23 protein-coding genes, 2 tRNA genes and 1 riboswitch are annotated in these 22548 nt (G+C 56.1%); of the genes, 5 read left to right on the top strand and 20 right to left on the bottom strand.

Going from position 1 to position 22548, the window contains the following annotated elements; all coding sequences use genetic code 11:
- Window positions 1-3 precede the first annotated feature (3 nt).
- From CKX93_RS07765 to CKX93_RS07735, 7 genes are all read right to left on the bottom strand, one after another.
- Window positions 4-1158: an AAA family ATPase gene (locus tag CKX93_RS07765; RefSeq protein ID WP_234982848.1), complete on the bottom strand. Its 1155-nt coding sequence runs from the start codon at window positions 1156-1158 to the stop codon at window positions 4-6.
- Between the two features lie 69 nt (window positions 1159-1227).
- Window positions 1228-2268, bottom strand: a complete 1041-nt coding sequence (locus CKX93_RS07760; RefSeq protein ID WP_076756138.1) for an aliphatic amidase — start codon at window positions 2266-2268, stop codon at window positions 1228-1230.
- Between the two features lie 56 nt (window positions 2269-2324).
- Window positions 2325-3020 (bottom strand): urea ABC transporter ATP-binding subunit UrtE, encoded by a 696-nt coding sequence (urtE, locus tag CKX93_RS07755; protein ID WP_076756137.1) that lies wholly within the window; start codon window positions 3018-3020, stop codon window positions 2325-2327.
- On the bottom strand, window positions 3013-3762 hold the full coding sequence (gene urtD / locus CKX93_RS07750; protein ID WP_076756136.1) for an urea ABC transporter ATP-binding protein UrtD: 750 nt from the start codon (window positions 3760-3762) through the stop codon (window positions 3013-3015). The genes urtE and urtD overlap by 8 nt, the downstream gene beginning before the upstream one ends.
- The gene (urtC, locus tag CKX93_RS07745; RefSeq protein WP_076756135.1) at window positions 3759-4847 is read right to left on the bottom strand and encodes an urea ABC transporter permease subunit UrtC; all 1089 of its coding nucleotides are present in this window, start codon (window positions 4845-4847) and stop codon (window positions 3759-3761) included. The genes urtD and urtC overlap by 4 nt, the downstream gene beginning before the upstream one ends.
- A 10-nt stretch (window positions 4848-4857) precedes the next feature.
- Window positions 4858-5727 (bottom strand): urea ABC transporter permease subunit UrtB, encoded by an 870-nt coding sequence (urtB, locus tag CKX93_RS07740; RefSeq protein ID WP_076756134.1) that lies wholly within the window; start codon window positions 5725-5727, stop codon window positions 4858-4860.
- A gap of 101 nt (window positions 5728-5828) precedes the next feature.
- Entirely contained in the window at window positions 5829-7064 is a 1236-nt protein-coding gene (locus CKX93_RS07735) for a transporter substrate-binding domain-containing protein (RefSeq protein WP_084178712.1), read from the bottom strand.
- Between the two features lie 420 nt (window positions 7065-7484).
- On the opposite strand from CKX93_RS07735, the gene arsB reads away from it, so the two are divergent.
- Entirely contained in the window at window positions 7485-8591 is a 1107-nt protein-coding gene (arsB, locus tag CKX93_RS07730; protein WP_200799836.1) for an ACR3 family arsenite efflux transporter, read from the top strand.
- Complete coding sequence (locus CKX93_RS07725; protein WP_084178711.1) at window positions 8588-8941, top strand: ArsR/SmtB family transcription factor; 354 nt, start codon at window positions 8588-8590, stop codon at window positions 8939-8941. Before arsB ends, CKX93_RS07725 begins: the two co-directional genes overlap by 4 nt.
- Window positions 8942-9063: 122 nt before the next feature.
- Here the strand turns inward: CKX93_RS07725 and CKX93_RS07720 are convergent.
- The 11 genes from CKX93_RS07720 to CKX93_RS07670 form a co-directional block, all read right to left on the bottom strand.
- A tRNA-Glu gene (locus CKX93_RS07720) sits at window positions 9064-9139 on the bottom strand.
- 12 nt (window positions 9140-9151) lie between these two features.
- Entirely contained in the window at window positions 9152-9349 is a 198-nt protein-coding gene (locus CKX93_RS07715; protein ID WP_076756131.1) for a hypothetical protein, read from the bottom strand.
- Between the two features lie 32 nt (window positions 9350-9381).
- Window positions 9382-9457, bottom strand: a tRNA-Ala gene (locus CKX93_RS07710).
- Window positions 9458-9486: 29 nt separating this feature from the next.
- Window positions 9487-10902, bottom strand: coding sequence for a glutamate--tRNA ligase (gltX, locus tag CKX93_RS07705; protein ID WP_076756130.1), 1416 nt, complete (start codon window positions 10900-10902; stop codon window positions 9487-9489).
- A gap of 61 nt (window positions 10903-10963) precedes the next feature.
- Window positions 10964-11716, bottom strand: coding sequence for an adenosylcobinamide-GDP ribazoletransferase (locus tag CKX93_RS07700; RefSeq protein WP_076756129.1), 753 nt, complete (start codon window positions 11714-11716; stop codon window positions 10964-10966).
- Entirely contained in the window at window positions 11713-12333 is a 621-nt protein-coding gene (locus CKX93_RS07695) for a histidine phosphatase family protein (protein ID WP_076756128.1), read from the bottom strand. Before CKX93_RS07695 ends, CKX93_RS07700 begins: the two co-directional genes overlap by 4 nt.
- Before the next feature lie 6 nt (window positions 12334-12339).
- Entirely contained in the window at window positions 12340-13395 is a 1056-nt protein-coding gene (cobT, locus tag CKX93_RS07690) for a nicotinate-nucleotide--dimethylbenzimidazole phosphoribosyltransferase (protein ID WP_076756127.1), read from the bottom strand.
- Window positions 13392-13916 (bottom strand): bifunctional adenosylcobinamide kinase/adenosylcobinamide-phosphate guanylyltransferase, encoded by a 525-nt coding sequence (gene cobU / locus CKX93_RS07685; protein WP_076756126.1) that lies wholly within the window; start codon window positions 13914-13916, stop codon window positions 13392-13394. Before cobU ends, cobT begins: the two co-directional genes overlap by 4 nt.
- On the bottom strand, window positions 13916-14821 hold the full coding sequence (gene cbiB / locus CKX93_RS07680; protein WP_076756125.1) for an adenosylcobinamide-phosphate synthase CbiB: 906 nt from the start codon (window positions 14819-14821) through the stop codon (window positions 13916-13918). The genes cobU and cbiB overlap by 1 nt, the downstream gene beginning before the upstream one ends.
- Window positions 14818-16137, bottom strand: coding sequence for a cobyrinic acid a,c-diamide synthase CobB (locus CKX93_RS07675; protein WP_076756124.1), 1320 nt, complete (start codon window positions 16135-16137; stop codon window positions 14818-14820). The genes cbiB and CKX93_RS07675 overlap by 4 nt, the downstream gene beginning before the upstream one ends.
- A gap of 9 nt (window positions 16138-16146) precedes the next feature.
- Window positions 16147-17997 carry a TonB-dependent receptor domain-containing protein gene (locus tag CKX93_RS07670; protein ID WP_076756123.1) on the bottom strand — a complete coding sequence of 617 codons (1851 nt, stop codon included), beginning with the start codon at window positions 17995-17997 and terminating at the stop codon, window positions 16147-16149.
- A gap of 137 nt (window positions 17998-18134) precedes the next feature.
- Window positions 18135-18371, bottom strand: a riboswitch (cobalamin riboswitch).
- Between the two features lie 70 nt (window positions 18372-18441).
- Here CKX93_RS07670 and CKX93_RS07665 point away from each other — a divergent pair.
- Genes CKX93_RS07665 through CKX93_RS07655 form a run of 3 tightly spaced genes read left to right on the top strand, consistent with a single transcriptional unit; the run spans window position 18442 to window position 21159 of the window.
- Complete coding sequence (locus CKX93_RS07665; RefSeq protein ID WP_084178710.1) at window positions 18442-19416, top strand: cobalamin-binding protein; 975 nt, start codon at window positions 18442-18444, stop codon at window positions 19414-19416.
- The gene (locus tag CKX93_RS07660; RefSeq protein WP_076756122.1) at window positions 19413-20381 is read left to right on the top strand and encodes a FecCD family ABC transporter permease; all 969 of its coding nucleotides are present in this window, start codon (window positions 19413-19415) and stop codon (window positions 20379-20381) included. Before CKX93_RS07665 ends, CKX93_RS07660 begins: the two co-directional genes overlap by 4 nt.
- A gap of 1 nt (window position 20382) precedes the next feature.
- Window positions 20383-21159: an ABC transporter ATP-binding protein gene (locus CKX93_RS07655; protein ID WP_076756121.1), complete on the top strand. Its 777-nt coding sequence runs from the start codon at window positions 20383-20385 to the stop codon at window positions 21157-21159.
- Here the strand turns inward: CKX93_RS07655 and CKX93_RS07650 are convergent.
- Both CKX93_RS07650 and thiL read right to left on the bottom strand, forming a co-directional pair.
- Window positions 21156-21650, bottom strand: coding sequence for a phosphatidylglycerophosphatase A family protein (locus CKX93_RS07650; protein ID WP_076756120.1), 495 nt, complete (start codon window positions 21648-21650; stop codon window positions 21156-21158). The genes CKX93_RS07655 and CKX93_RS07650 overlap by 4 nt on opposite strands.
- Window positions 21650-22540 carry a thiamine-phosphate kinase gene (gene thiL, locus CKX93_RS07645; RefSeq protein ID WP_076756119.1) on the bottom strand — a complete coding sequence of 297 codons (891 nt, stop codon included), beginning with the start codon at window positions 22538-22540 and terminating at the stop codon, window positions 21650-21652. Before thiL ends, CKX93_RS07650 begins: the two co-directional genes overlap by 1 nt.
- Window positions 22541-22548: the final 8 nt, after the last annotated feature.

Raw genomic sequence — 22548 nt, 5'->3', positions numbered from 1 at the left:
GACTCACCCCTGCTCCGATTCGGCGGTTTTTTGACTCATGGAAGTAAAACGAACGGCATTCGCGTTCCAATGCGCGCGGTATGTAATCGCCTCGGTCTCCGCCGAATGCGATGGGGTATGCTCGGTGAGCAAAAACTCCGCAAACGGCACCTCCAGATAACGGCGCATGGCGCGGCGCAGACTGCGCGCACCGAATTGCTGATTGAAACCCTCTTGCGCAATGTGCTGTATCAGTTCCTCGGCCAGCTCAACATGGCAACGGTATTTGCTCAGGCGCTTGTTCAAACGCTGGGTTTCAATATCAATCAGACCTCGCATTAAGTCCCGCGAAATCCAGTTAAAAATGGTGATGTTATCGATGCGATTAATAAACTCTGGAGAGAAGGTTTCAACCAGGCGGTCATTGATGATGCGCACCAGATCTTTACGGTCCATGCGCTTGTGCCATAGTGATTTCCAAAAAGTGTCCTGTTTTTGACGTTCAAACCTCTGCACGTCCTTGGCGCCCAAATTGCTGGTCATGAAAATCAGGGTATTGCGGAAACTGTAGGAACGCTCGCCCGACGCCACAGTCAGCATCCCGTTATCAAAAATATTGAGCAGTGCTTGGATCACCTCGGCTGAGGCCTTCTCTAGCTCGTCAAAAAGAACAATCCCCGGACGGCCACGCGCCCCTTCTAGCTTGTCAACATCAAAAAGCGTCTTGCCCTCTTTGGCACCCACATAACCGGGAGGTGCCCCGGTGATGGCTGCAGAGTAGTGTTCTTGGGACAAAGTATTCATATCCACCCGGCAAAAAGCATCGGCATCCCCATGCAGTGCTCGCGCCAGAGAACGAATGATTTCGGTTTTTCCCACACCCGTTGGCCCGAGAAACAAAGACACAAACAAGGGTTTGCGGGGATCTGTAATATCCGCCCGCACTACTTTGAGGCTGTCTTCCACAGCCGCGAGCGCCTCCTCCTGACCGAGAATTTCCGAACGCAGATGCGCCATGATTTTTTCTAGATCAAACTGAAATCGACTTTCCAAGCGGCGGTCACTGTTTAGATGCGACAGCACCACATCCTCAGAAGCCGCATTCTCACGACTGAGCGCCTCGCGATCAGCGCGTTCCCGAGCGGTTTGATCGAGCATGTCATTCAAAAATGGCATCATCAGTTCCTTAGTCCGGGCTATCGCGGTGCCCCTCAATGGAGAGGGACACCGCAACAGCTGACGGTTGGTTTATGCCTCTTTTTCCTTACCGGCATACGGCAGGCTGCCCACTGGGCACTCCGCTGTGGTTGCCGTCTTACGGGTAATAGCCTCAACGTTCTCGCGCGCTTTCTCGGCATCATTGACCCAGGTCTTGTAGAACTCGAAGGGACATTCAGCCAGACCACGCGAACCGTCACCGGACGCATCCATGCCGGTGTAGCCACGATGCAGAATCTTAAACAGATGGTTCTGTGACTGGTCGTTGGCCCGCGCATCACGAATCTGCGAGATGGACAACTGGGCGTACTGAATACCCATCTCTTCCTCGCCACACTCACCAAGGGTACGACCGTCGAAGCCAATGATCGCGGAATGACCAAAATAGCTATACACACCATCAAAACCTGCGGCATTGGCCACCGCAACATAGGAGTTGTTGGCCCAAGCCATGGCTTTGGCCATAACAACCTGCTGCTCCTTAGCGGGATACATGTAGCCCTGACAGCGGACAATCAGCTCAGCGCCCTTCATAGCGCAATCACGCCAGATTTCTGGGTAGTTGCCATCATCACAAATGATCAGGCTGACTTTCATACCCTTGGGACCATCGCTCACATAGGTCTGGTTACCGGGATACCATCCTTCGATCGGACACCAGGGGATAACCTTGCGATATTTCTGCACCACCTCACCCTTGTTGTTCATGAGAATCAGGGTGTTGTAGGGGTTTTTACGAGGATGCTCTTCGTGACGCTCACCGGTCAGAGAAAAAACACCCCACGTATTGGCCTTACGACAGGCGCGGGCCAGAATTTCGGTCTCTTCGCCAGGGCAGGTCACTGCCGTTTCCATCATTTCCTTAGGGTCATACATAATCCCCTGCAGCGAGTATTCCGGAAAAATCACCAGGTCCATTCCAGGCAAACCGGCTTTCATGCCCACGATCATCTCCGCGATCTTCTCGGCGTTAGCCAGCACTTCTGCCTTGGTATGCAGGCGCGGCATCTTATAGTTAACTACGGCCACACCGACGGTATCGTTACTGCTAGAAATATCACCGTGTCTCATTACAGTCTCCTTTGGTTTACACACACGTCAGGATCACCTCCTGACTCATAAAAAACTCAGAAAGTCAGATACTTATCCACAACATCCGAGGTGAGATCCTCAGGGCCTCCCTGCACAGAAATCCGTCCTTTGTCCAAAACAATGAATTGATCCGCCACTTTTCGGGCGTATTTCACGTTGTGATCGACCAACACAATGGTGATTCCGAACTCGCGATTCAGGCGCACCAAGACATCCTCAATGTCTTTCACGATATTGGGCTGAATGCCCTCGGTTGGTTCATCTAACAGCAGAATCTTGGGGTCCATGGCCAAGGCGCGGGCAATGGCGAGTTGTTGTTGCTGTCCCCCGGACAAATCCCCCCCGCGGCGATTCATGAACTCCTTGAGAATGGGAAAGAGTTCTAGGATGTGATGAGGCAGCGTGCGCTTGCCGTCAGTGCGCGCGTAGGTACCCATAATGATGTTCTCGCGAACCGTAAAGCGCGGGATCACCTCGCGCCCTTGGGGGATATAGCCAATACCTAAGGTGGCACGTTTGTGGGTGGGTAGACTGCTAAGATCTTTACCCTCAAACCGCATGCTGCCCGAGGTGGTGTCTGTGAGTCCCATGATGGTGCGCAATAATGTGGTTTTGCCCACACCATTTCTGCCCATCACACAAGTGAAGGACCCCTGATTCACCTTCACATTGAGATCCTGGAGAATCGGACTTTTCCCATAAAACGAATAGAGGTTATGTGCTTCAAGCATGCTCATGCTCCTCACCCAGATAGGCTCGACGCACCGCCGGATCGCTTTCGACTTCCTGAATCGTCCCCTCAGACAACAGGCGACCCATGTCCATGACCGTGACTGTCTCGGCAATCTCTCGCACGAAACCCATGTCATGCTCGACAACGATCATGGTGTGCGAACCCTTCAAGGCATTGAAAATCTCAGCAGTGCGGCGAGTTTCCTGGATGGTCATGCCCGCTGCCGGCTCATCGAATAAAATCAGCTTGCTGTCCTGCACCAGCAACATGGCGATCTCCAACCACTGGGTCTGGCCGTGGGAGAGATTGCCGGCCAAGGTGTGAAACTGATCATTCAGATTCACCAGATCCAAGATTTCCTTGATCTTGCCCTGACGGCGGGTTCGGAAAGTTTTCAGTGCCGCCCAAACACCGGGGTTTTGCGAGCGCGCGATTTCAAGGTTTTCACTAACACTGAGTTCTTTAAACACCGTCGGCGTTTGAAACTTGCGCCCCACTCCCGCCCGGGCACGCTGATATTCCTTCATGTGCGTGATGTCTTGGCCATCCAGCAGAATCTTTCCACCGGTGGCTCGAGTCTTGCCACAAATAAGGTCCAGTGTGGTTGACTTGCCTGCACCATTGGGCCCGAGCAGGCAACGCAGCTCACCGAAATTCAACGAAAGGTTCAGACCATCAACGGCGCGCAAACCCCCAAAACGCACCTGCAGATCGATCAACTGTAAGTAGGGTGCGCTCATTGACCTGCCCCTCCGGTCTCTGCTGGACGAGATTTGCCCGCCCGCCGCAATCTTGAAACCAGGCCCTGAAACACACCCAGCAAACCGTTGGGCATGAACAAAACCACCAGAATGAACAGTGCGCCAAGGATCAGCAGCCAGACGTCGGCGAACAGATCGGAAAGCCGACCCTCCATCATGTTGACGATGATTCCGCCCAATGCCGCAGCCACCAGTGAGTTGCGCCCGCCCACAGCTACCCAGATGACCACTGCCAGACTAAAAGCGAGACCCATATAGGTCGGTGAAGCGAATTCCAGGACAAGCACATAGAGCATGCCTGCCCAGCCCGCGATCATCGCTGACACCGAAAAAGCCAGAGTTTCGTAAGTCGAAACCTGATATCCGAAGAAACGCACGCGATCCGGATTCTCTTTGATCGCCCGCAGAATCAGTCCGACCTTACTTCTGACCACCAGCAGGCTAAGGCTTAGCGCTGTAATGAGACAGGCGGCGACGAAGTAATAAAAGGAAACCGAGTAGTTATCGGCAGTCCAACCAAAAAGCACTAGGGGCGCCAAGCCGGTGATGCCATTTTCGCCGCCGGTGTACATCTGATAACCCACGAACACCAGCTGAATGGCCACTAGAAAAGCCAGAGTGATGATCGCTACGAACACCCCGGTGATACGTCCGCGAAACATGAAGCTGCCAATCGTGCCCGCCACCAGTGCGGGAATCACAAGGCCAGCAATCAAGGTGAAGGTCAGGGAATGAAAGGGCATCCAAAACCAGGGCAGCTGCGGAACATTGGTCCACCCCATGAAATCAGGCATCCCTCCAGGCAGACCGACGCTGGCCTTTAATTTCAGGTGCATGGCCATAATGTAGGCACCCAAACCGAAAGTAGCGCCTTGGCCGAGGTTAAGTATTCCGGCATAACCCCAGGACAGAGCCACGGCCATCGCCACCATTCCGAGAACAAGATAACGAGCAAACGTGTTCAGCTCGAATCCATCAAACGACAGATACAGGGGTGCCAGCAGCAGAATAAAGACCACAAACGCTGCGTAGCCGATCAGGTCGATAGAAAAATTCCGATTCATCTCGCCCCCCTTATTTACGAATCTTGTCCGGGAAGAGACCTTCCGGACGGAATCGAATAATCACAATGATTGCCAGGAGCACCGCAACTCGACCGAGTGTGTCGTTCAGGAAGAACGAGAACATCGCCGTTGCTTCACCCACCAGACCGGCGGCAATCGTGGTCCCAAGGAAGCTACCGATACCTCCCAGAATCACCACGAGGAAGGCATCCACCACCAGATAGGTCCCCATCGAGGGCGTCACGCTGACCAATGGGGTAATCAATGCTCCAGCAATACCCGCCAGTGCGGCGCCATAGGCGAAAGTCAATGCATAGACTTTTTGCGAAGGAATGCCGTAACACTCGGAAATCTCTTTGTTCTGAATCACCGCGCGCAGCTTCTTGCCGTATTCGGTGCGCAGCATCAGGTACCAGGTGGCCAGCAAGATGGAAATGGAAAAGACAATCAGAAAAAGGCGGTAGTTGGACATAAAAACCCCAGCGAGCTCGATATTGCCCTCGAGGATTCTTGGGCCCTGCACGTAGCGGGAGTCTGGCCCCAGTCCCATGCGTACCAGCTGCTGAATGACGATACCAATGCCCCAAGTGGCCAAGATCGTATCCAGTGGTCGTTCATACAACCAACGCACCACGCCCCTTTCGACCAGGAATCCGAGAAAACCCACGACCAGAAAAACGATGGGCAGTGCAGCCAGAATTCCGATCCCAAAAGTGCTTTGCAAAAACCAGGCACAATACGCACCCAGCATCACGAACTCGCCGTGCGCAAGATTAATCACACCCATCGTGCCGTAAATAATTGCCAGACCCAGCGCAATTAACAGCAGGATCGATGCAATACTGATGCCGATAAATGCCTGATTCAGAAAGATATCCATGAGTCCCCCAAAGCCACGCTGCGTACCCCGCTTGTCTACAACGGTGCAGGTAAAAATTCAGTGGCTGGCTGTGAGAGCCAGCCACTGACAAGGCAATGACATCAGCTACGGACGAGTCCAGCGCCGGTGCACTGCATGCCCTCATAAGCCCAATAGGGCTCTGGAGCCATACGCTCTGTGGACTCGAGTACCACTTTGGCAGTCCCATCGGCCTGCCACTGCGCTACCTTCGGCCACACATGCGTGTGGAGGTTGGGGTCTATCTCAATCTCACCCTGAGGAGCCATCATGCGCATGCCCACTGCGGCGTCGCGAATGTTGTTTGGGGTGATATCACTGGGGGCCAGTTTTTCCAGCGCGGCAGCAAACTGATACACCTGGAAGTACGCGGCTTCGTTGACGAAATGCGTTACCTGGTCAGCGCCATAACGCCGCAGATAGGCTTCAACAAAGGCTTGGTTCTCAGCCGACTGATGGCCCATGAAGTAGGGCGCGGAAGAGAAGTGGCCTGCTGCCGCCTCGCCGCCAATCGCTTTCACTTCAATTTCCGAACGGGTGAGACTGGCCACGGGCATGCGCTGAGGATCAAAACCTGCCGCATGCATCTGCCGCTGGAAGGCCACGTCGGAGTCGCCGACCAGGGTACAGAAAATCACATCGGGGTTTGCACGACGAATGCGGCTGATAACAGAGCTGAACTCGGAGTGACCCAGAGGCACATATTCTTCATTGACGGCCTCACCGCCGAGACGGCTTAGGATCAGGCGCACCACGTTATTCTCTTCCCGCGGATACACATAATCGTTGCCAATCAGGTAGAACCGCTTGCCAAAATTCTCAGCCAGCCAGGGGACAAAGTCCTGTTGCTGCTGGTTTGGCACTGCACCGCCATACATGACATTGCGCGAGCACTCACGACCTTCATACAGGGTCGGATACCAGAACAGGTTTTCCCGCTGCTCAACCACAGGCAACACCGCCTGACGGGAGGCGGAGGTATACCCACCAAAAACGCTTACGCACCGGTCACGAATTACCAAGCGGCGGATACGGTCGGCAAATGTGGCTGGATCGGAAGCTGGATCCTCAATCACTGGACGCAGACGGCGTCCATTGACCCCGCCGTTGTTGTTAATTTCTTCGATCGCCATAAGGCAGGCATCGCGCAGGGTCGACTCCACCACTGCCACTGCACCGGTTACGGAGAACAGCACGCCGACCGGAATATCACTGCCTTGCGCCCATGCGCTGTGACGCTGGGTCCAAATACCTGGGAAACCCGCAGCGCCGGCAACCCCGAAAGCGCTGACACCCTTTAAAAAGTCACGTCTCTTCATCGTCAAATCTCCTTTGGTGAATCTGATCCGGGTGCCCTCTGTGGGTTGGAGTCTTGTGCTCCGCATCCCGGTTTGAAAAGCAAAAAAAAAATGCCTCCGACGTTTTGGTTTTACCCAAAACATCCAGAGGCATCTTTGGCTCTTTGCAGGCTTTTTCGCCGTTGAAAAATCTGCGTGTGATAATGAGATCATGTGATCAAAATAAAAGCAAGCCCCTTTTCGAAATTTTTTTTCTCCTTTCTATTCATATAGTTAAAACATAATTACGCTGTTTTTTACTCGAACTCACCGAACTTAGTTAGCTCTGGGGTACGACCCCAGTTGAGTTGTGGGATCGCCAAATGGGGTACGACCCCACTTGGGGTCGTACCCCATTGGGTTTTCATGTATCGTTAAACGACGATAGACGATGAGGGTGAAATGATGGACTCGGTGCACGAGCAGGCGCCGCGCGTTCGCGAGGCGATGGGGATCTTTGAACGCTACCTGAGTGTTTGGGTGGCGATTGCCATTATCACCGGCGTGGCTATAGGGCAGTGGTGGCCTGCGGTTCCGGAGATGCTGTCGCGCGCCGAAGTAGCCAGCGTCTCCATACCGGTTGCCATACTCATCTGGGCGATGATTTTCCCGATGATGGTACAAATTGATTTCGCCGCTATCTTAGGGGTTCGTCGTCAACCCAAAGGGCTGATTGTCACCACCTCAGTGAACTGGTTAATCAAGCCATTCACCATGTTTCTGATCGCTTGGTTCTTCCTCATCATTTTGTTTGAACCTCTGATTCCGCCTGATTTGGCACGCGAGTATCTGGCGGGAGCCATCTTGCTAGGAGCTGCTCCCTGCACGGCCATGGTGTTTGTCTGGAGCCACCTGTGCCGAGGTGACGCTGCCTATACCCTGGTGCAAGTCGCGCTCAATGATTTGATCATGTTGTTCGCGTTTGCGCCGATTGTCGTCTTTTTGCTGGGCATCTCAAACATCAGTGTCCCCTGGGATACGGTCGCACTCTCGGTATTTCTGTACATCGTTATTCCGCTGTCTGCGGGATATTTGACGCGCCGCTGGCTGATACAAAAACGCGGCTTCCAATGGTTTGAAGCGGTTTTTCGCAAACGTATTGCTCCGATCACACCCATCGGACTGATCATTACCCTGGTGCTGTTATTTGCCTTCCAAGGGGAGGTGATCCTGAGTAATCCCCTGCACATCGTACTGATTGCGATCCCCCTGATTGTGCAGACATTTTTGATTTTCTTTTTAGCTTATGGTTGGGCCAAAGCGTGGCGGGTACCGCATACCGTCGCAGCCCCCGGGGCGATGATTGGCGCTAGCAACTTCTTTGAATTGGCGGTGGCTGCCGCCATTGGTATTTTTGGTCTGAGTTCCGGCGCGGCATTGGCAACGGTAGTCGGGGTACTAGTGGAAGTGCCCTTAATGCTGGCCTTGGTGAAAATTGCCAACCGCACCCGCGCTCACTTCCCTGAGACAGACATGCCTCCCGCTATCGCCGCTGAGACTGATCGATGACACAAACTGCCTCCTTGGTTGATACCCCAACACCGCTGGAAACCGGACAAGCCGGCAAGCTGGCAGAGCTCGCTAAGGCTTTGGCTCATCCGGCACGCGTACAAATCGTTTGCTTACTGCTGGAGCGAGGCAATTGCATTTGTGGCGACCTAGTAGAAGAGCTGCATCTGGCGCAGTCCACCGTCTCCGAGCATCTGCGTATTCTCAAGGCAGCCGGCGTGATCCTCGGCACCATTGATCACCCGAAGGTCTGCTATGCCCTACAGCCCGGACACATGGCGCCGCTGGCTGATCTACTGGCCGCCATGGCCGCCGCTGATCCTCGTGGCACAGGTCGATGCGGAGTGTGAAAAAAGATGTGAAGGGAAGATCGGATCGGCGAGCGCAGGGAGGCGCTCATCGCTCCACTGCCTCCGCGCCAGAGGCACAATAAAAAAGGCCCAAACTTTTCGGTTTGGGCCTTCTCGATAAATGGCGTCCCCACGGGGATTCGAACCCCGGTCGCCGCCGTGAAAGGGCGGTGTCCTAGGCCTCTAGACGATGGGGACTAGAGAAACTTTTTACTCTTGGCGTTCTGGGCCGGACAAAACCACTGTAACCAAGCCGGTGAATACTAACAGAAAACCCACCGGTATAAACATCAAAAAGTACTTAGCTAGGGCATTGTTGCCGGCGAACATGGTGCTAAAACCAACCACCAAGCCCACAGCGGTAATCACCGCCCCAACCCACATCAGAATACGCCCCATTTTGTTCATGATGCGTGCATCCCGATGGAATACCACATTATTGGTGGAGCCAGGCGGGATCGAACCGCCGACCTCTTGCATGCCATGCAAGCGCTCTCCCAGCTGAGCTATGGCCCCGTAAGAAGCCGCGTATTATCCCGAGCACCTCAAGGCTTGTCAACCGCATTCTCGGCAATCCAAGTAATCGCCCGATGCAGTCGCTGCAAGCTACGTTCGCGGCCCAGCAGCTCTAAAGTTTGATCAATCGGCGGCGATACTGAGCCGCCAGTCACCGCCACCCGAAGCGGCTGCGCCACCTTACCCATTTTCACATCGAGCTGAGCAGAGATCGTCTCAATCACGGCGTGAATCGGCTCGGCATGCCACTCATCAAGACGCCCCAGTTCTTGCACCAAGGCCTCAAGAACCGCTTTGGCATCCGCAGTTAAATTCTTACTGGCGGCCTTATCTTCATAAGCCTCGAACTCTTGGAAGAAATAGACACTATTGCCGGCCATCTCATCCAAGGTTTTTGCGCGTTCACGCTGCGCCACGACGACATCACGAAGCGGCGGATCGCCCGCGGGATCAATCTGCCGTTGACCCATATGCCAAGACAAATGCCGCGCCACGTGATCCGGGCTTTGCGTCTTAATGTAGTGCTGATTCAGCCACAACAATTTCTCGGGATTGATCGCCGACGCAGAGTGATTGACATCGGCGATGTCGAATAACTCAATCAGCTCATCCAACGAGAAGATCTCGCGGTCGCCGCATGACCAACCAAGGCGCACCAGATAATTCAAAAGAGCCTCTGGCAAGAATCCCTCATCACGATACTGCATCACACTCACCGCACCATGGCGCTTGGAGAGCTTGGCTCCGTCCGGCCCTAAGATCATCGGCAAATGCGCATAGCGCGGCGGCTCCACCCCCAGCGCCTTCAAAATATTGATCTGCCGCGGCGTGTTATTGAGATGATCATCACCGCGAATCACATGCGTGATGCCCATATCCCAATCATCGACCACGACGGTGAGATTGTAGGTGGGCGTGCCGTCCGAGCGAGCGATAATCAAATCATCCAATTCGGTATTTTGGAAAGTCACACGGCCACGCACCATGTCATCCACCACCGTGACGCCGTCCATGGGATTTTTGAAGCGCACCACCGGATCAACGCCAGCTCGCGGCTCTTCGCGGGTACGGCAACGCCCGTCGTAACGAGGTTTCTGCTTTAAAGCCATCTGCTGCTCGCGCATCACATCCAGCTCTTCACGGGTGCAATAGCAGTAATAGGCCTTGCCCGAGTCTAGTAATTGCTGGATGACCTCTTTGTAGCGATCAAACCGCTCGGTCTGATAAAACGGCCCTTCGTCGTACTCCAGCCCCAGCCAATTCATGCCCTCAAGAATGGCATTGACCGACTCGGCATTGGAGCGCGCCAGATCCGTGTCCTCCACACGCAGCACAAAGTCACCGCCATGCTTGCGGGCATAAAGCCAGGAAAACAACGCGGTGCGGGCCCCACCAATATGCAGATAACCGGTGGGACTGGGAGCAAAACGGGTACGCACTCTCATCAGCAAAAACTCTTTTAGGGATCCATCGCGGCGCTAAGAGTAGCAGACCACCGCCCGTGCTTCACACCACCAGGCTCAGTAAAACCGCAATCAACACGGCGATCTCGATGAGCTCTACTAAAGCGCCCGCGGTATCACCCGTGGTCCCGCCCAGACGCTGCATCATCCAGGCACGCGCTAACCAAAAGCTTAAGCTGGCCACCGCCAAGCCCCAAAGCGCGGCACTCCAATAACCCAAAATGAGACACAAAAGCAGCATCGCCGCCACCAGCGTCAGACTGATCATCCCCGCCTGCCGCTTATTCAGATGCTGCAGCATCTCCGAGGCAATCCCTTTGGGCCGCACATAAGGGGTAATCACAAAAATCAGCAAAAGCGCCACGCGCGCCAAAAACGGTGCCAGCAATAAAGCGATCCAATAACCCTGCTCTAAGATCTGCACCAACGCCGCGAATTTAATCAGCAGCGCCAAAACCAAGGTAATCACGCCGGCGGGGCCACAGGTCGGATCCTTCATAATCGCCAAAGTGCGCTCGCGGTCGCCCAGGCCACCCACCAAGGCATCCGCTGAATCGGCCAGCCCATCGAGGTGCAATAGGCCCGTCAGCCATACCCAAGTGGTGAGCAGCAAGGCCGCGGTGAGTATGCCCGCAACCGGTGATAACAAAGCCGCCGCCAGTGCCAAGAGGATCCCCAACACCAGACCCACCAGCGGATAAAACAGCATGGACTGACCCCATTGCGCCGCAGAGGCGGTATGCGCCGGCACAGGCAGGCGGGTCAAAAAACGCAGCGCAGCCCAAAGCGGGGTCATAAAGAGGCTCCCTCTAATAAGCGCCCTTGACGCATATCTTTAACTTGCCAGCTCGCGCTCTCAAGATTGGGTTCAAGGCGAAACAAGCCGGCATGAGGCACATCAAAATTGAGTAACTGACTCAGCGGCAAATCCAGCACATGCAGCAAGATGGCGCGAATCACACCGGCATGGGTGACCACCAAACAGCGATCCTCAGGCGGCGCACTAAGCAAATCACCCAAGGCGGTATGTACTCTGCTTAAAAAGGCTTCCATGGGTTCGGCCTCCGGTGGCGTGAATGCCATCGGGTCGTTCCAAAACGCACTCAGACCGTCGGGATCCAGCTGCATCAATTGCTCTGCGGTATGGCCTTCCCACTGCCCGAAATGCAGCTCGCGCCAGCGGTGATCTTCAATCAGCGGCAATGAGCTTTCGCTCGCCCACTCTACTGCCGGCACGCGGCAGCGTGAAAGTGGCGAGCAGATAATTCGCTCCCAAGGACCATGCGCCTCAAACATAGACTGCATCTGCGCCCGGCCCTCGGGACTCAGCGGATCATCCAAGCTGCCGCGAAACGCCGGCCCACCTACGGTCTCGCCGTGTCTTAGAAAATCGTAATAGCCCAAAGCCGCCATCAATCACTAACCCGCAGCCACGCCAGCTTCGGCAAACGTGGCCATCTCATTGTGCAAATGACACGCCAAACGCAGCAATGGCAAAGCCGTTGCCGCGCCACTGCCCTCACCCAGACGCATCCCCAGATCCAGCATGGCATCGGCCTGCAAAGCCCGCAATAAAAGCGCATGCCCCGGCTCAGCCGAGCTGTGGCCAAACATCATCCATGCGCGCGCCGGTGGACAAATACGCACCGCCGCCAGCGCGGCCGAGGAGCTGATAAAGCCATCAATCAGCACCGGCAAGCCCGCCTGGGCGGCAGCGATATAAGCACCGCACATCGCCGCGATCTCAAACCCACCCAAGCGACGCAGGGCCTCTAATGGTTCATCCAGATGTCCTTGATGACACCCCAAGGCGCGGCGCAACACCTCAGCTTTGTGGCGTACCCCGGTCTCATCCAAACCCGTCCCGGGTCCAGCCAAATCATCGGGGCTTTGCCCAGTCAGCGCACAGGCCAAAGCGGCCGCTGCGGTGGTATTACCAATGCCCATTTCGCCGGCCACGAATAACTGCATGCCGGCAGCTTTGGCTCTAGTGACACTATCCCGGCCCGCATCAAAAGCACCCAGCAGCTGCGCCTCTGTCATCGCTGCCTCATGCACAAAATTAGCCGTACCGGGACCCTGCACGCAATGAACCACCGCGTCTACATCATCAAGATGATCTACCGTACCCAGATTAATCACTTCCAGCGCAGCATCGAGCGTCCTAGCCAGCACATTAATCGCGGCTCCACCGGCAGCAAAATTGCGGACCATTGCGGCCGTCACCGACTGCGGGAAACGCGAAATACCCTCAGCAACCACGCCATGATCACCGGCGAATACGCTGATTTGCACGCGATCCACACAGGGACGATCCAGATGCTGTAGACCGGCTAGCTGAATCGCCAAATCCTCAAGCTGACCCAAAGAGCCCGGCGGTTTGGTCAGCTGCGACTGCCGGTCTCGAGCTTTGGCTTTGTGTTCCTCACTTAGGGACGCCACCGGCGCCTCCCACCAAGGTGTGGATCCATTCATGACAACTCCCCTTTGAGTACCAGCGGCAATCCCGCCACCGTAAATACCACCCGATCACACAGCCCAGCGACCTGTTGATGCATGAATCCGGCTTGATCCAAAAACGCTCGAGTGATCTCACCCATGGGGATGACGCCCAGGCTGGTTTCGTTACTGACCATGATGATGCTCCCGGGTAACTCGGGCAGCACCTGCAACAGCTTGTCTTGTTCTAGGCGACAGCGCTCCGGGCTCTCATTCCACAACAAATGCGTTAACCACAGCGTCAAACAGTCGACCAATAAACAGCGATCTGGCGCCGCCTGTTGTTGCAAAGCCGCGGATAAGTCCGGCCCTACCTCCACCAAGCCCCAATGCTCGGGACGTCGGCGCTGGTGATGCAAAATACGATCGCGCATCTCCTCGTCATCGCCAACCTGAGCCGTGGCCAGATAAACGACATCCAGACCCGACTCCAGCGCGTGCTGCTCGGCTAGCTGGCTTTTGCCGGAGCGGGTCCCCCCAAGTATCAATTCTTTCATTAGCGCATGATCTCAAGTACTGCCCAAACGATAAAAATCCCGGCCAACCAGATGCCCAAGGCTCGGGTCATCAAGTCGGCGCTGCGGCCAATATCCGCCAGCTGCGGCAGACGGCCCGAACCCAATACCGGGCGTTCTTGCCACTGACCTTGATAACACGCTCGCCCGCCCAAACGAATGCCGAGTGCGCCCGCACCTGCCGCCATCACCGGGCCCGCATTCGGGCTTTTCCAGCCGCGACCTTGCGTCCAAGCGCATTGCAAGCTGGGCTTTAGAGCGCCAGCTAGAGCATAACTCAGGACGGTCAAACGCGCCGGCAGGTAATTGAGCACATCATCTAACCGCGCCGCCGCCCAACCAAAATGAAGATAGCGGGTCGATTTATAGCCCCACATGGCATCCAAAGTGTTGGCCAGACGATACAGCACCGCGCCCGGCGCACCCGCCACCACGAACCAAAACAGCGGTGCAAAAATGGCGTCATTGCCGTTCTCCAAGAGCGACTCGAGGGTCGCCGCCGATGCTTCGGTTTCATTCATGGCAGCGGTATCGCGACTCACCAGTTCCGCCACAGCCTGACGCGCGCCGGGCAAGTCCTGATGTTCTAAAGCCACGCGCACTTTTTTACCCGCCTCTTCCAAGGCCCGCCAGCCAATCACCAGATACAACAGCACAATCTCAAACACCGGGCGCAAAGGCGTACTCACCAGCCAAATGGTGAGCAGCACCGGCGGCACCACCACCAGTAGCCAAGCCAACACACCTGCGCCGCGGGAGTCGCGATACAACCGCCGCTCCAGCCCCGAGGCTAGCCGCCCAAAGCCCACCAAAGGATGGAAGCGACGCGGCTCACCCCACCAGCGATCCAAAAACAACGCCACGGCCGCCACCAGCGGCGTGATCATCCGGCGCTCTCCGTGCCACCCAATAAGGCAGCGACCGCCTGAGGATTCGATGGAAAATACAAATGCACATAGCTGGCCGTGATGGGGCCCTGACGGTACACCGCCTCGCAGCTAGAGCGGCCAATCGGGCTGGTGGCGCGGGTCAATGGCTGCAAAGGGGTATCGAGACTGGAGTGGTGGAAAGTGTGGCCACGCAAACGACCCTCGGGCAAATCCACCTGCTGCGGCCCCAGGCCCGCCAGCCGCGACTCAAGCTTGGCTTTACCCGGCAAAAGGCCGGCCATGCGCGCACTCTCACCACCCTTATCCGCCAACTCCTCAAACAAATACAACATACCGCCGCATTCCGCCAAAAGCGGTTTATCCGCCGCAACATGCGCCTGAAGATCCGAGCGCAGCCTGTCATTCTCCGCCAAAGCCTGCAGATGCAACTCGGGATAACCGCCCGGCAGGTAAACCGCATCCGCTTCAGGCAACCCCTCACCAGCCACCGGGGAGAAGAAAACCAGCTGCGCACCCATAGCCTCTAATAACGCCAGATTGGCAGGATATATAAAGGCAAAGGCATCGTCGCGCGCAACAGCGATGGTCTTCCCAGACAAATGGGGTACGACCCCATCCGCTTCCGCTTGGGGTCGTACCCCATTTGTGAATGCTACTGGTGCGGGCAGACCGTCATGGGTCCAGACCAGCTCTTTGGCGGCTGCCTCCAGCCGCAGCTCTAAATCGTCGATCTCTTGGGCCTGCACAATGCCCAAATGTCGTGAGGGCAGCACGATGGATTCGCGCTTAGGCAAATAACCCAGCAGCGGCAAATCCTCAGGCAACTGCTCAGTGAGCAAAGAAACATGGCGCTCGCCCGAAACCTGATTGGCAAATACACCAGCGAAGGGCACATCCGAACGAAACCGTGCCAAACCAGAAGCCAAAGCGCCAAAGGTCTGAGCCATCGCTGCGGCATTTAATAACAGCAGCACGGGAATCCCGAGCAGCGCCGCGATATCTCCGCAACTGGGCTTACCGTCATAAAGCCCCATCACGCCCTCGATGAGGATCAGATCGCACTCACCCGCTGCTTGGTAAAGCCGCTGACGGATATCCGCCTCGCCAGTCATCCATAAATCCAAGGTATCGACCGCATGGCCGCTGGCACGGCTATGCACCATAGGATCCAGGAAATCGGGCCCGGCCTTAAACACCCGCACCCGCCGCCCGGCATTGCGGTGGTAACGAGCCAGCGCCGCAGTCACCGTGGTCTTGCCCTGCCCGGAGGCAGGGGCGGCAAGCATCAAAGCAGGACAAGAGCGCGGTTTCATCCCCCTAGCTTACTGCTGATAGTGCAAACTTAGGTAGTAGGCACGCCCCGGTTGATTAAGCGGGTCACCTCCGAAATCCAGCACCGTTATGAACCCATTGTCCAACACATTGGCAACTTTCGCTCGCAACATCCAGTTCGAGGTCAGCGCGTATGATGCCCGCAGATCCAATAGCCCAAAGCCGCTGATCCGGTTGTTATTGACAACATCGTCATAACTTCTGCCCTGAGCAGTTGCAGAAACGCCGTAAGTCCAACCATTCCAAATGCGATCCACATCGAGCCTTGCAGAAGCATTCGGCCTACGCGGGAGCTCATTACCATTGGCACGATTTTCATGGTCTAAAAGGGTCAGCGTAGATCCTAGACGCCAATCATCAAGCTCCGCGATCAACTCAAACTCCAAACCTCGAATACGAGCCTTGTCGACATTCTGCGGAATTCCATCGAAAATAATCAGGTCTTCAATATCCGTTTGAAATATAACTAAATCCATCGCCAGATCCTGCTGTGAGTACCTCACACCAAATTCCAAATTTCTCGAAGCCTCAGGCTTCAAATCAGGATTACTTTGTGGTCCAAAAGTCGGATCATCAGGAAAAAAGAGATCGTTAAACGTCGGTGCGCGGAATGCGGTGCCGTAGCTCACTCGCGTTTGCCATGACTCCGAGAGATCATATCCCCACGCAACCTGGCCCGTCGTTTTGCTGCCATAAGCCTCGTTATCGTCATAGCGCAATGATCCGATTAGGTTATGTGCGCCGAGAGCACCCTGTAGTTGCGCGAAACCGCCCCAGTTATATCGACTGGTCTCATCATATGAGGTTGTCGCATTCACTGTATCGCGCTGATAGTCGATACCTACCACTGCATCCCAAACCGAATTCACTGCCAGCGCATTAGACCAAGTAAAAATGTCTCGCCGTGTATTGATTCGCGAATCAAATTCTTCATCCACAAAAGTCTCGCGTTCATCACGACTCTGCGCCAAAGAAATCTGAGCATCCCAATGTTCACTCACCGCTATATTCGCTCCCACGCTTAAGCTCGCCAGCGTAAAATCGTTCCAGTCACGTAATAACGGCTCGCGCCTTGCAACAAAACCCTCAAAAACATCACGATCGAAATCTGCTTCGCCCTGCGAGTACAGCAAGCTTGCAAACAGCCCGAGTCGCTCATCTACCTGATGATCTATGCGCGCGGAGAGGTTGTTGCTGGTGATGCCATCTGCGCGGTCATCACCAACGCCGGTGAGCACATCGATACCATCGCTTTGATAACGGCTGACGGAGAAGTTGTAGCGCGTGTCCTGAGAGCTGCCGGCAATACCTAAGCTGCCCTCGCGCGTGTTAAATGAGCCACCGCCCACATGACCACGCAATCTCGCCGGTCCGTCACCCTGACGCGTAAAGACCTGGATAATCCCGCCGATGGCATCGGCCCCATAGAGGCTGGAGCGGGGGCCACGCACAATCTCGACGCGATCGATCTGATCGACCGGCAAGAATTCCCAGGCAGGCGCCCCTGTCGTCGCCGAGCTAACTCGCACTCCATCGACTAGAAGCACGACACTGTTGGAATTGGTGCCGCGCAAAAAAACGCTGGTCTGCTGGCCAAAAGCGCCGTTTTGCGCGATGTCGATGCCGGCGCGGGAGCGCAGTAGGTCGGCAAAGCTGCGCGGCTGAAGCCGATCGATTTCGGCGCGTTCGATGACCGTGACCGATGCCAGTGAGGCATCCACGGTCTGTGCGGTTCGAGTAGGGGTGACCACAATCGGGTCAAGACTGGCAAAGTGGATGGGTTCAGCCACAGCGGCTGAGGTGGCGGCGGCAAGGCCGGCCATAAGCAGGGATTTCTTCATGTTGTCGTTCTCCGACGCACCGCCCGTGCGCCAATGGGTTTTTATCCCGGCATTTGGAGAACGACAGACTGTCAGTGCAAACAAACAACACTTCTAGAGCACGCAAGCTCAACCAGCCGCGCATCGCCCTCCGCAATGCCGCATTTGCGCGACAGGCCGGTCTCCGGGCTTACGAGCGAGCCTAGGCCCTAACCAAAACGCCTTCCCGCACACTCATCGGTGCAGTGGCTGATGTTTCGGCGGATGCGATGGTCTGCATCCCAACTCGCTTACCGTTGCGGGGGCAGCGCTGGAATTGTTGCTCGAGGCAACGCACCAGCTTCCCGTTTCACCTTTGTGCACAGCACGCAGGCACCTGAAGCGTTGTGACAAAGTAATGGCGGGTGCACAATCTTGCAACCAAAATTTCTCTGCCTTGTGCGGCGAATGTGACTGCTATCATGGATGCCATATCAGCCCGACATACCCCAAAACCGAGTGAGTTATTTGAGGCTTTTAACGACCAAGTTCCGCAAGATAAGTGCATTTAGCGTCATTTTGGCGCTATTTAGCTTTGGACTTGTGGGTACCGCGACAGCGGTCGAACCCGTGGCCGTCTCAGATGCTCTGGGCATCGAGCTGCGCCTTGAAGAGCCACCGCAACGCATCATCAGCCTGGCCCCGCATATCACCGAAACCCTGTTTGCTCTGGGCGTGGGCGATCGACTGGTAGCCACGGTGACCTACAGTGATTACCCACCCGAGGCGCGCGACATCCCCCGTATCGGCAGCGATCAGCGCCTCGATATTGAAGCCATCGTCGCCAAACAGCCGGATCTGATCATCGCCTGGGCCTCGGGAAATTCACAGGTGCAACTGCAGCGCCTGCGGGACTTGGGGATTCCGCTTTATCACAGCAACCCACAAACGGTTGAGGCACTCACCGATGAATTCGCGAGCCTGGGTCAGCTCTTGGGCGTGACTGATGTTGGAGCTTCGCTGGCTGAAGATTTTCGCAGCCGCATACAGAGACTCACCTCGCAATATGCCGATGCCAATACCCTGAGCGTTTTTTTACAAATCTGGGATCGGCCTTTAATGACCTTAAACGAGCGTCACATGGCTGTAGAGGCCATTAACCTATGCGGCGGTGAGAGCCTGTTTAGTGAGTTATCCAGCATCAGCCCGACGGTGGATATGGAATCACTGCTGGCTGCGGACCCGCAAGTGATACTCGTTGCCGGGCCGCTGGAAGGCGATGACCGCTGGGTAACCCAATGGCAGCGCTGGGATGGACTGCAAGCGGTGCGCCAAGAACAAGTAATTGCCGTCTCGCCCTCGCTGTTGCTGCGCGCTACGCCACGGCTAATCGAGGGTATTGAAGAAGTTTGTGCAGCATTGGATCAAGCGCGCAGAAGCTACGCGGAATCTTCTCGGTGAAACGACAAAGCCTGATTTTGCTAACGCTAACAGCGGCAACGCCTCTGGCGCTGCTGCTGGCCTTAACCATGGGCAGCGTGCCCATCGGCCTGAGTGCAACTCTTTCTGTGTTGGCCGGTGGCGGTGAGGAGCTACATCGCCTATTAATTTGGGAGCTGCGCTTGCCGCGGGTGCTGGCCGCCTTTGTCACCGGCGGACTGCTCGCCATGGCCGGTGCGCTAATGCAGGTACTACTGCGCAATCCGCTGGCAGATCCCTATGTGCTGGGCCTATCCGGTGGCGCCGCGGTCGGCGCGCTTTTGTCTATGCTGGCCGGCTGGGGATTTATGGCGATATCCGGTTCAGCATTTGTCGGCGCCCTGCTCTCGGCCATCATCGTCTTTGGTTTAGCGCATGGCACAGGCAGCTGGACGCCCACGCGTCTGCTGCTCACGGGCGTGGTCGTGGCCGCCGGCTGGGGCGCGTTGATCAGCTTTTTGTTGGCGATCACGCCCAGCCCTTCGTTGCCGGGCATGTTGTTTTGGTTGATGGGGGATTTATCGCATGCGCGCGGCAGCGGGCCGGCTTTTGTGCTGCTGGCCGCGGTGATGTTGGTGGCCTTGCCGATGGGACGACATCTTAATGTGCTGGCGCGCGGGCCGCTGCAAGCTGCCGCGTTGGGGGTTAATGTCAGGCCGCTGGAATGGGGTATTTACGTGGTCGCGGCACTGTTGACCGCCAGTGCTGTGACCCTAGCCGGCGCAGTAGGCTTTGTCGGCTTAATCGTGCCGCATATGCTGCGCTTGGTCCTGGGCAATGATCAGCGCATCATTTTGCCGGCCTCGGCCTTGTTGGGCGGCATTTTGTTGACCCTAGCAGACACCGCAGCGCGCACCGTGATTGCCCCACAGCAACTGCCGGTAGGAGTCATCACCGCCCTACTTGGCGTGCCCGTGTTTCTTTATCTGCTGCATCGGAGCCGCTGAAATGACTCGGGCGTTGATGCAGCTAAACGATCTAGTGACCCATATTCCCGAGCGTGAGCCCGTTTGGCCGCTGACTCTAGAGGTTCGAGGCGGGCAGTGCTGGGGCATTCTTGGCCCCAACGGCGCCGGCAAAACCAGCCTTTTGCACACCCTGGCCGGCTTACGAAAACCGCGCAGCGGCTTTATACAAATCTGTGAAAAGCCCCTAGATCAATGGAGTCGCCGCGAACTGGCGCAACGTCTTGGGCTGTTATTTCAGGATCACCATGATGGCTTTCCCGCCACAGTCCGAGAAACCGCGCTCATTGGGCGGCATCCGCATCTGCATCCTTTGGCCATGGAGTCAGCTACAGACCATGCCCAAGCGGAGACGGCATTGCGTCTCCTGGGTCTTGAGACCATGAGTGAACGCCTGGTCAGCACACTTTCCGGCGGCGAGCGTCAGCGCCTGGCCATTGCCACCCTGCTCACCCAAAATCCCGACCTGTGGCTTTTGGATGAACCGACCAACCACCTAGATTTGCATCATCAAATCGCCATCCTCGACATCATCTCGGATCAAGTACAACAGGGGCGCGCGGCCATGCTCAGCATGCATGATGTGAATCTTGCGGCGCGCTACTGTGACCATATTCTGCTGCTTTACCCCGACGGCGAAGCCTGCTGGGGACCGACCCAAAACATGCTAGAGCCAACTGCCCTAGAACGGCTTTACCAACAGCCGCTGATGCATACCGTGGTCAATGGCACGCCGGTATTTCTGCCGGCTAAACGCTAGATCAGCAGCAATGCAAGCAGTTGCAAGCAGATCAGTGCATATATTCCGGCCAGAACATCATCGAGCATGATGCCTAGGCCACCGCCCACCTGGCGATCCAGCCAGCCAATGGGCCAAGGCTTGAGGATATCGAAGAAGCGAAATAGCACGAAGCCGACCGCCAGCCAAATAAGACCCGCAGGCGCTGCCAAAAGGGTGATGAATAAACCGGCGATCTCATCCCAAACGATACCGGGATGATCATGCACGCCTAGGCGTTTGGAACTGTTATCACAAATCCAAACACCGGCAATGATGATCACCAAGGTCAGCAACACGTAAGCCCAAAATGGCAACGCCAGCGCGAAGTACACCAAGGGCACAGCGGCCAGCGTCCCAGCAGTCCCTGGCGCCTTGGGGGACAGGCCCGAGCCAAAGCCAAAGGCCAAAAAATGCACGGGGTCGCGCAGTATGAGTCGTGCCGGGGGCGTGCTGGCCTGATGCTTCTCCATTAGGGCTCCGAAAAATGCTGAAAACCAGGTTTTTCAGGCTGATATTCCCGCCCCTGCGCATCGATGAGATGCAGCCCGGCCTCCGCTTGAATATGACCAATCGGCGTCACCACACAATCACTGGCCACAGCTGCAGCTATGACATCCGCCAAGCTGTGCTCCGGCGCCGTGAACAGCAACTCATAATCATCACCACTTAAAAACGGGGACAGATTTATTTTTGCACCCCGCCCGGAGGCCGCGAGTATGTGGCCGAGGTCCTGAACCAAGCCATCCGAGACGTCTATACAGGCCGTAGCCAGCCCGCGCAGGGCTTGGCCTAGAGCCAACCGAGGCGTTGGACACTCCAAACGGGCGCGCAGCCTGGTTGGGGTCTGACCCCATTTTTGGAGGTCGGCTAGCGCTTGGGCGGCATCGCCGATGGCGCCGGAGAAGAACACGAGGTCGCCGGTTTGTGCGCCGCCGCGGGTTAGCGCTTGCCCTTGGGGCACAAGGCCCATGGCGGTGATGGTGACACTCAGCGGGCCTTGGGTGGTGTCGCCACCAACCAGGGTGATGCCGCTGCTATCAGCCAATAGGAATAAGCCCTGAGCAAACGCATCCACCCACTCAGGTTCGGCCTCTGGCAAAGTCAACGCCAAGGTAAACCAAGCCGGCTGCGCGCCCATGGCTGCCAGATCACTGAGGTTCACCGCCAAGGCTTTGTGACCCAAAGTGGCGGGCGACACATCGGCGAAAAAATGCACCCCACTAACCATGGTGTCGGTGGTCACTACCAATTCGTATCCCGGCGGCACAGCAAGAACCGCCGCATCATCACCCACACCGATTTTCACACTGCCAGCGGCAGGCTTTTGGAAATATCGCTTAATGAGATCGAATTCGTGCATCAGGGCAC

Origin of the sequence: Ectothiorhodosinus mongolicus, from assembly GCF_022406875.1 — a bacterium.
In the GTDB taxonomy this organism is placed as follows: domain Bacteria; phylum Pseudomonadota; class Gammaproteobacteria; order Ectothiorhodospirales; family Ectothiorhodospiraceae; genus Ectothiorhodospira; species Ectothiorhodospira mongolica.
Note: the sequence above shows the minus strand (reverse complement) of the source record. Positions and strands in the feature narration are given on the sequence as shown.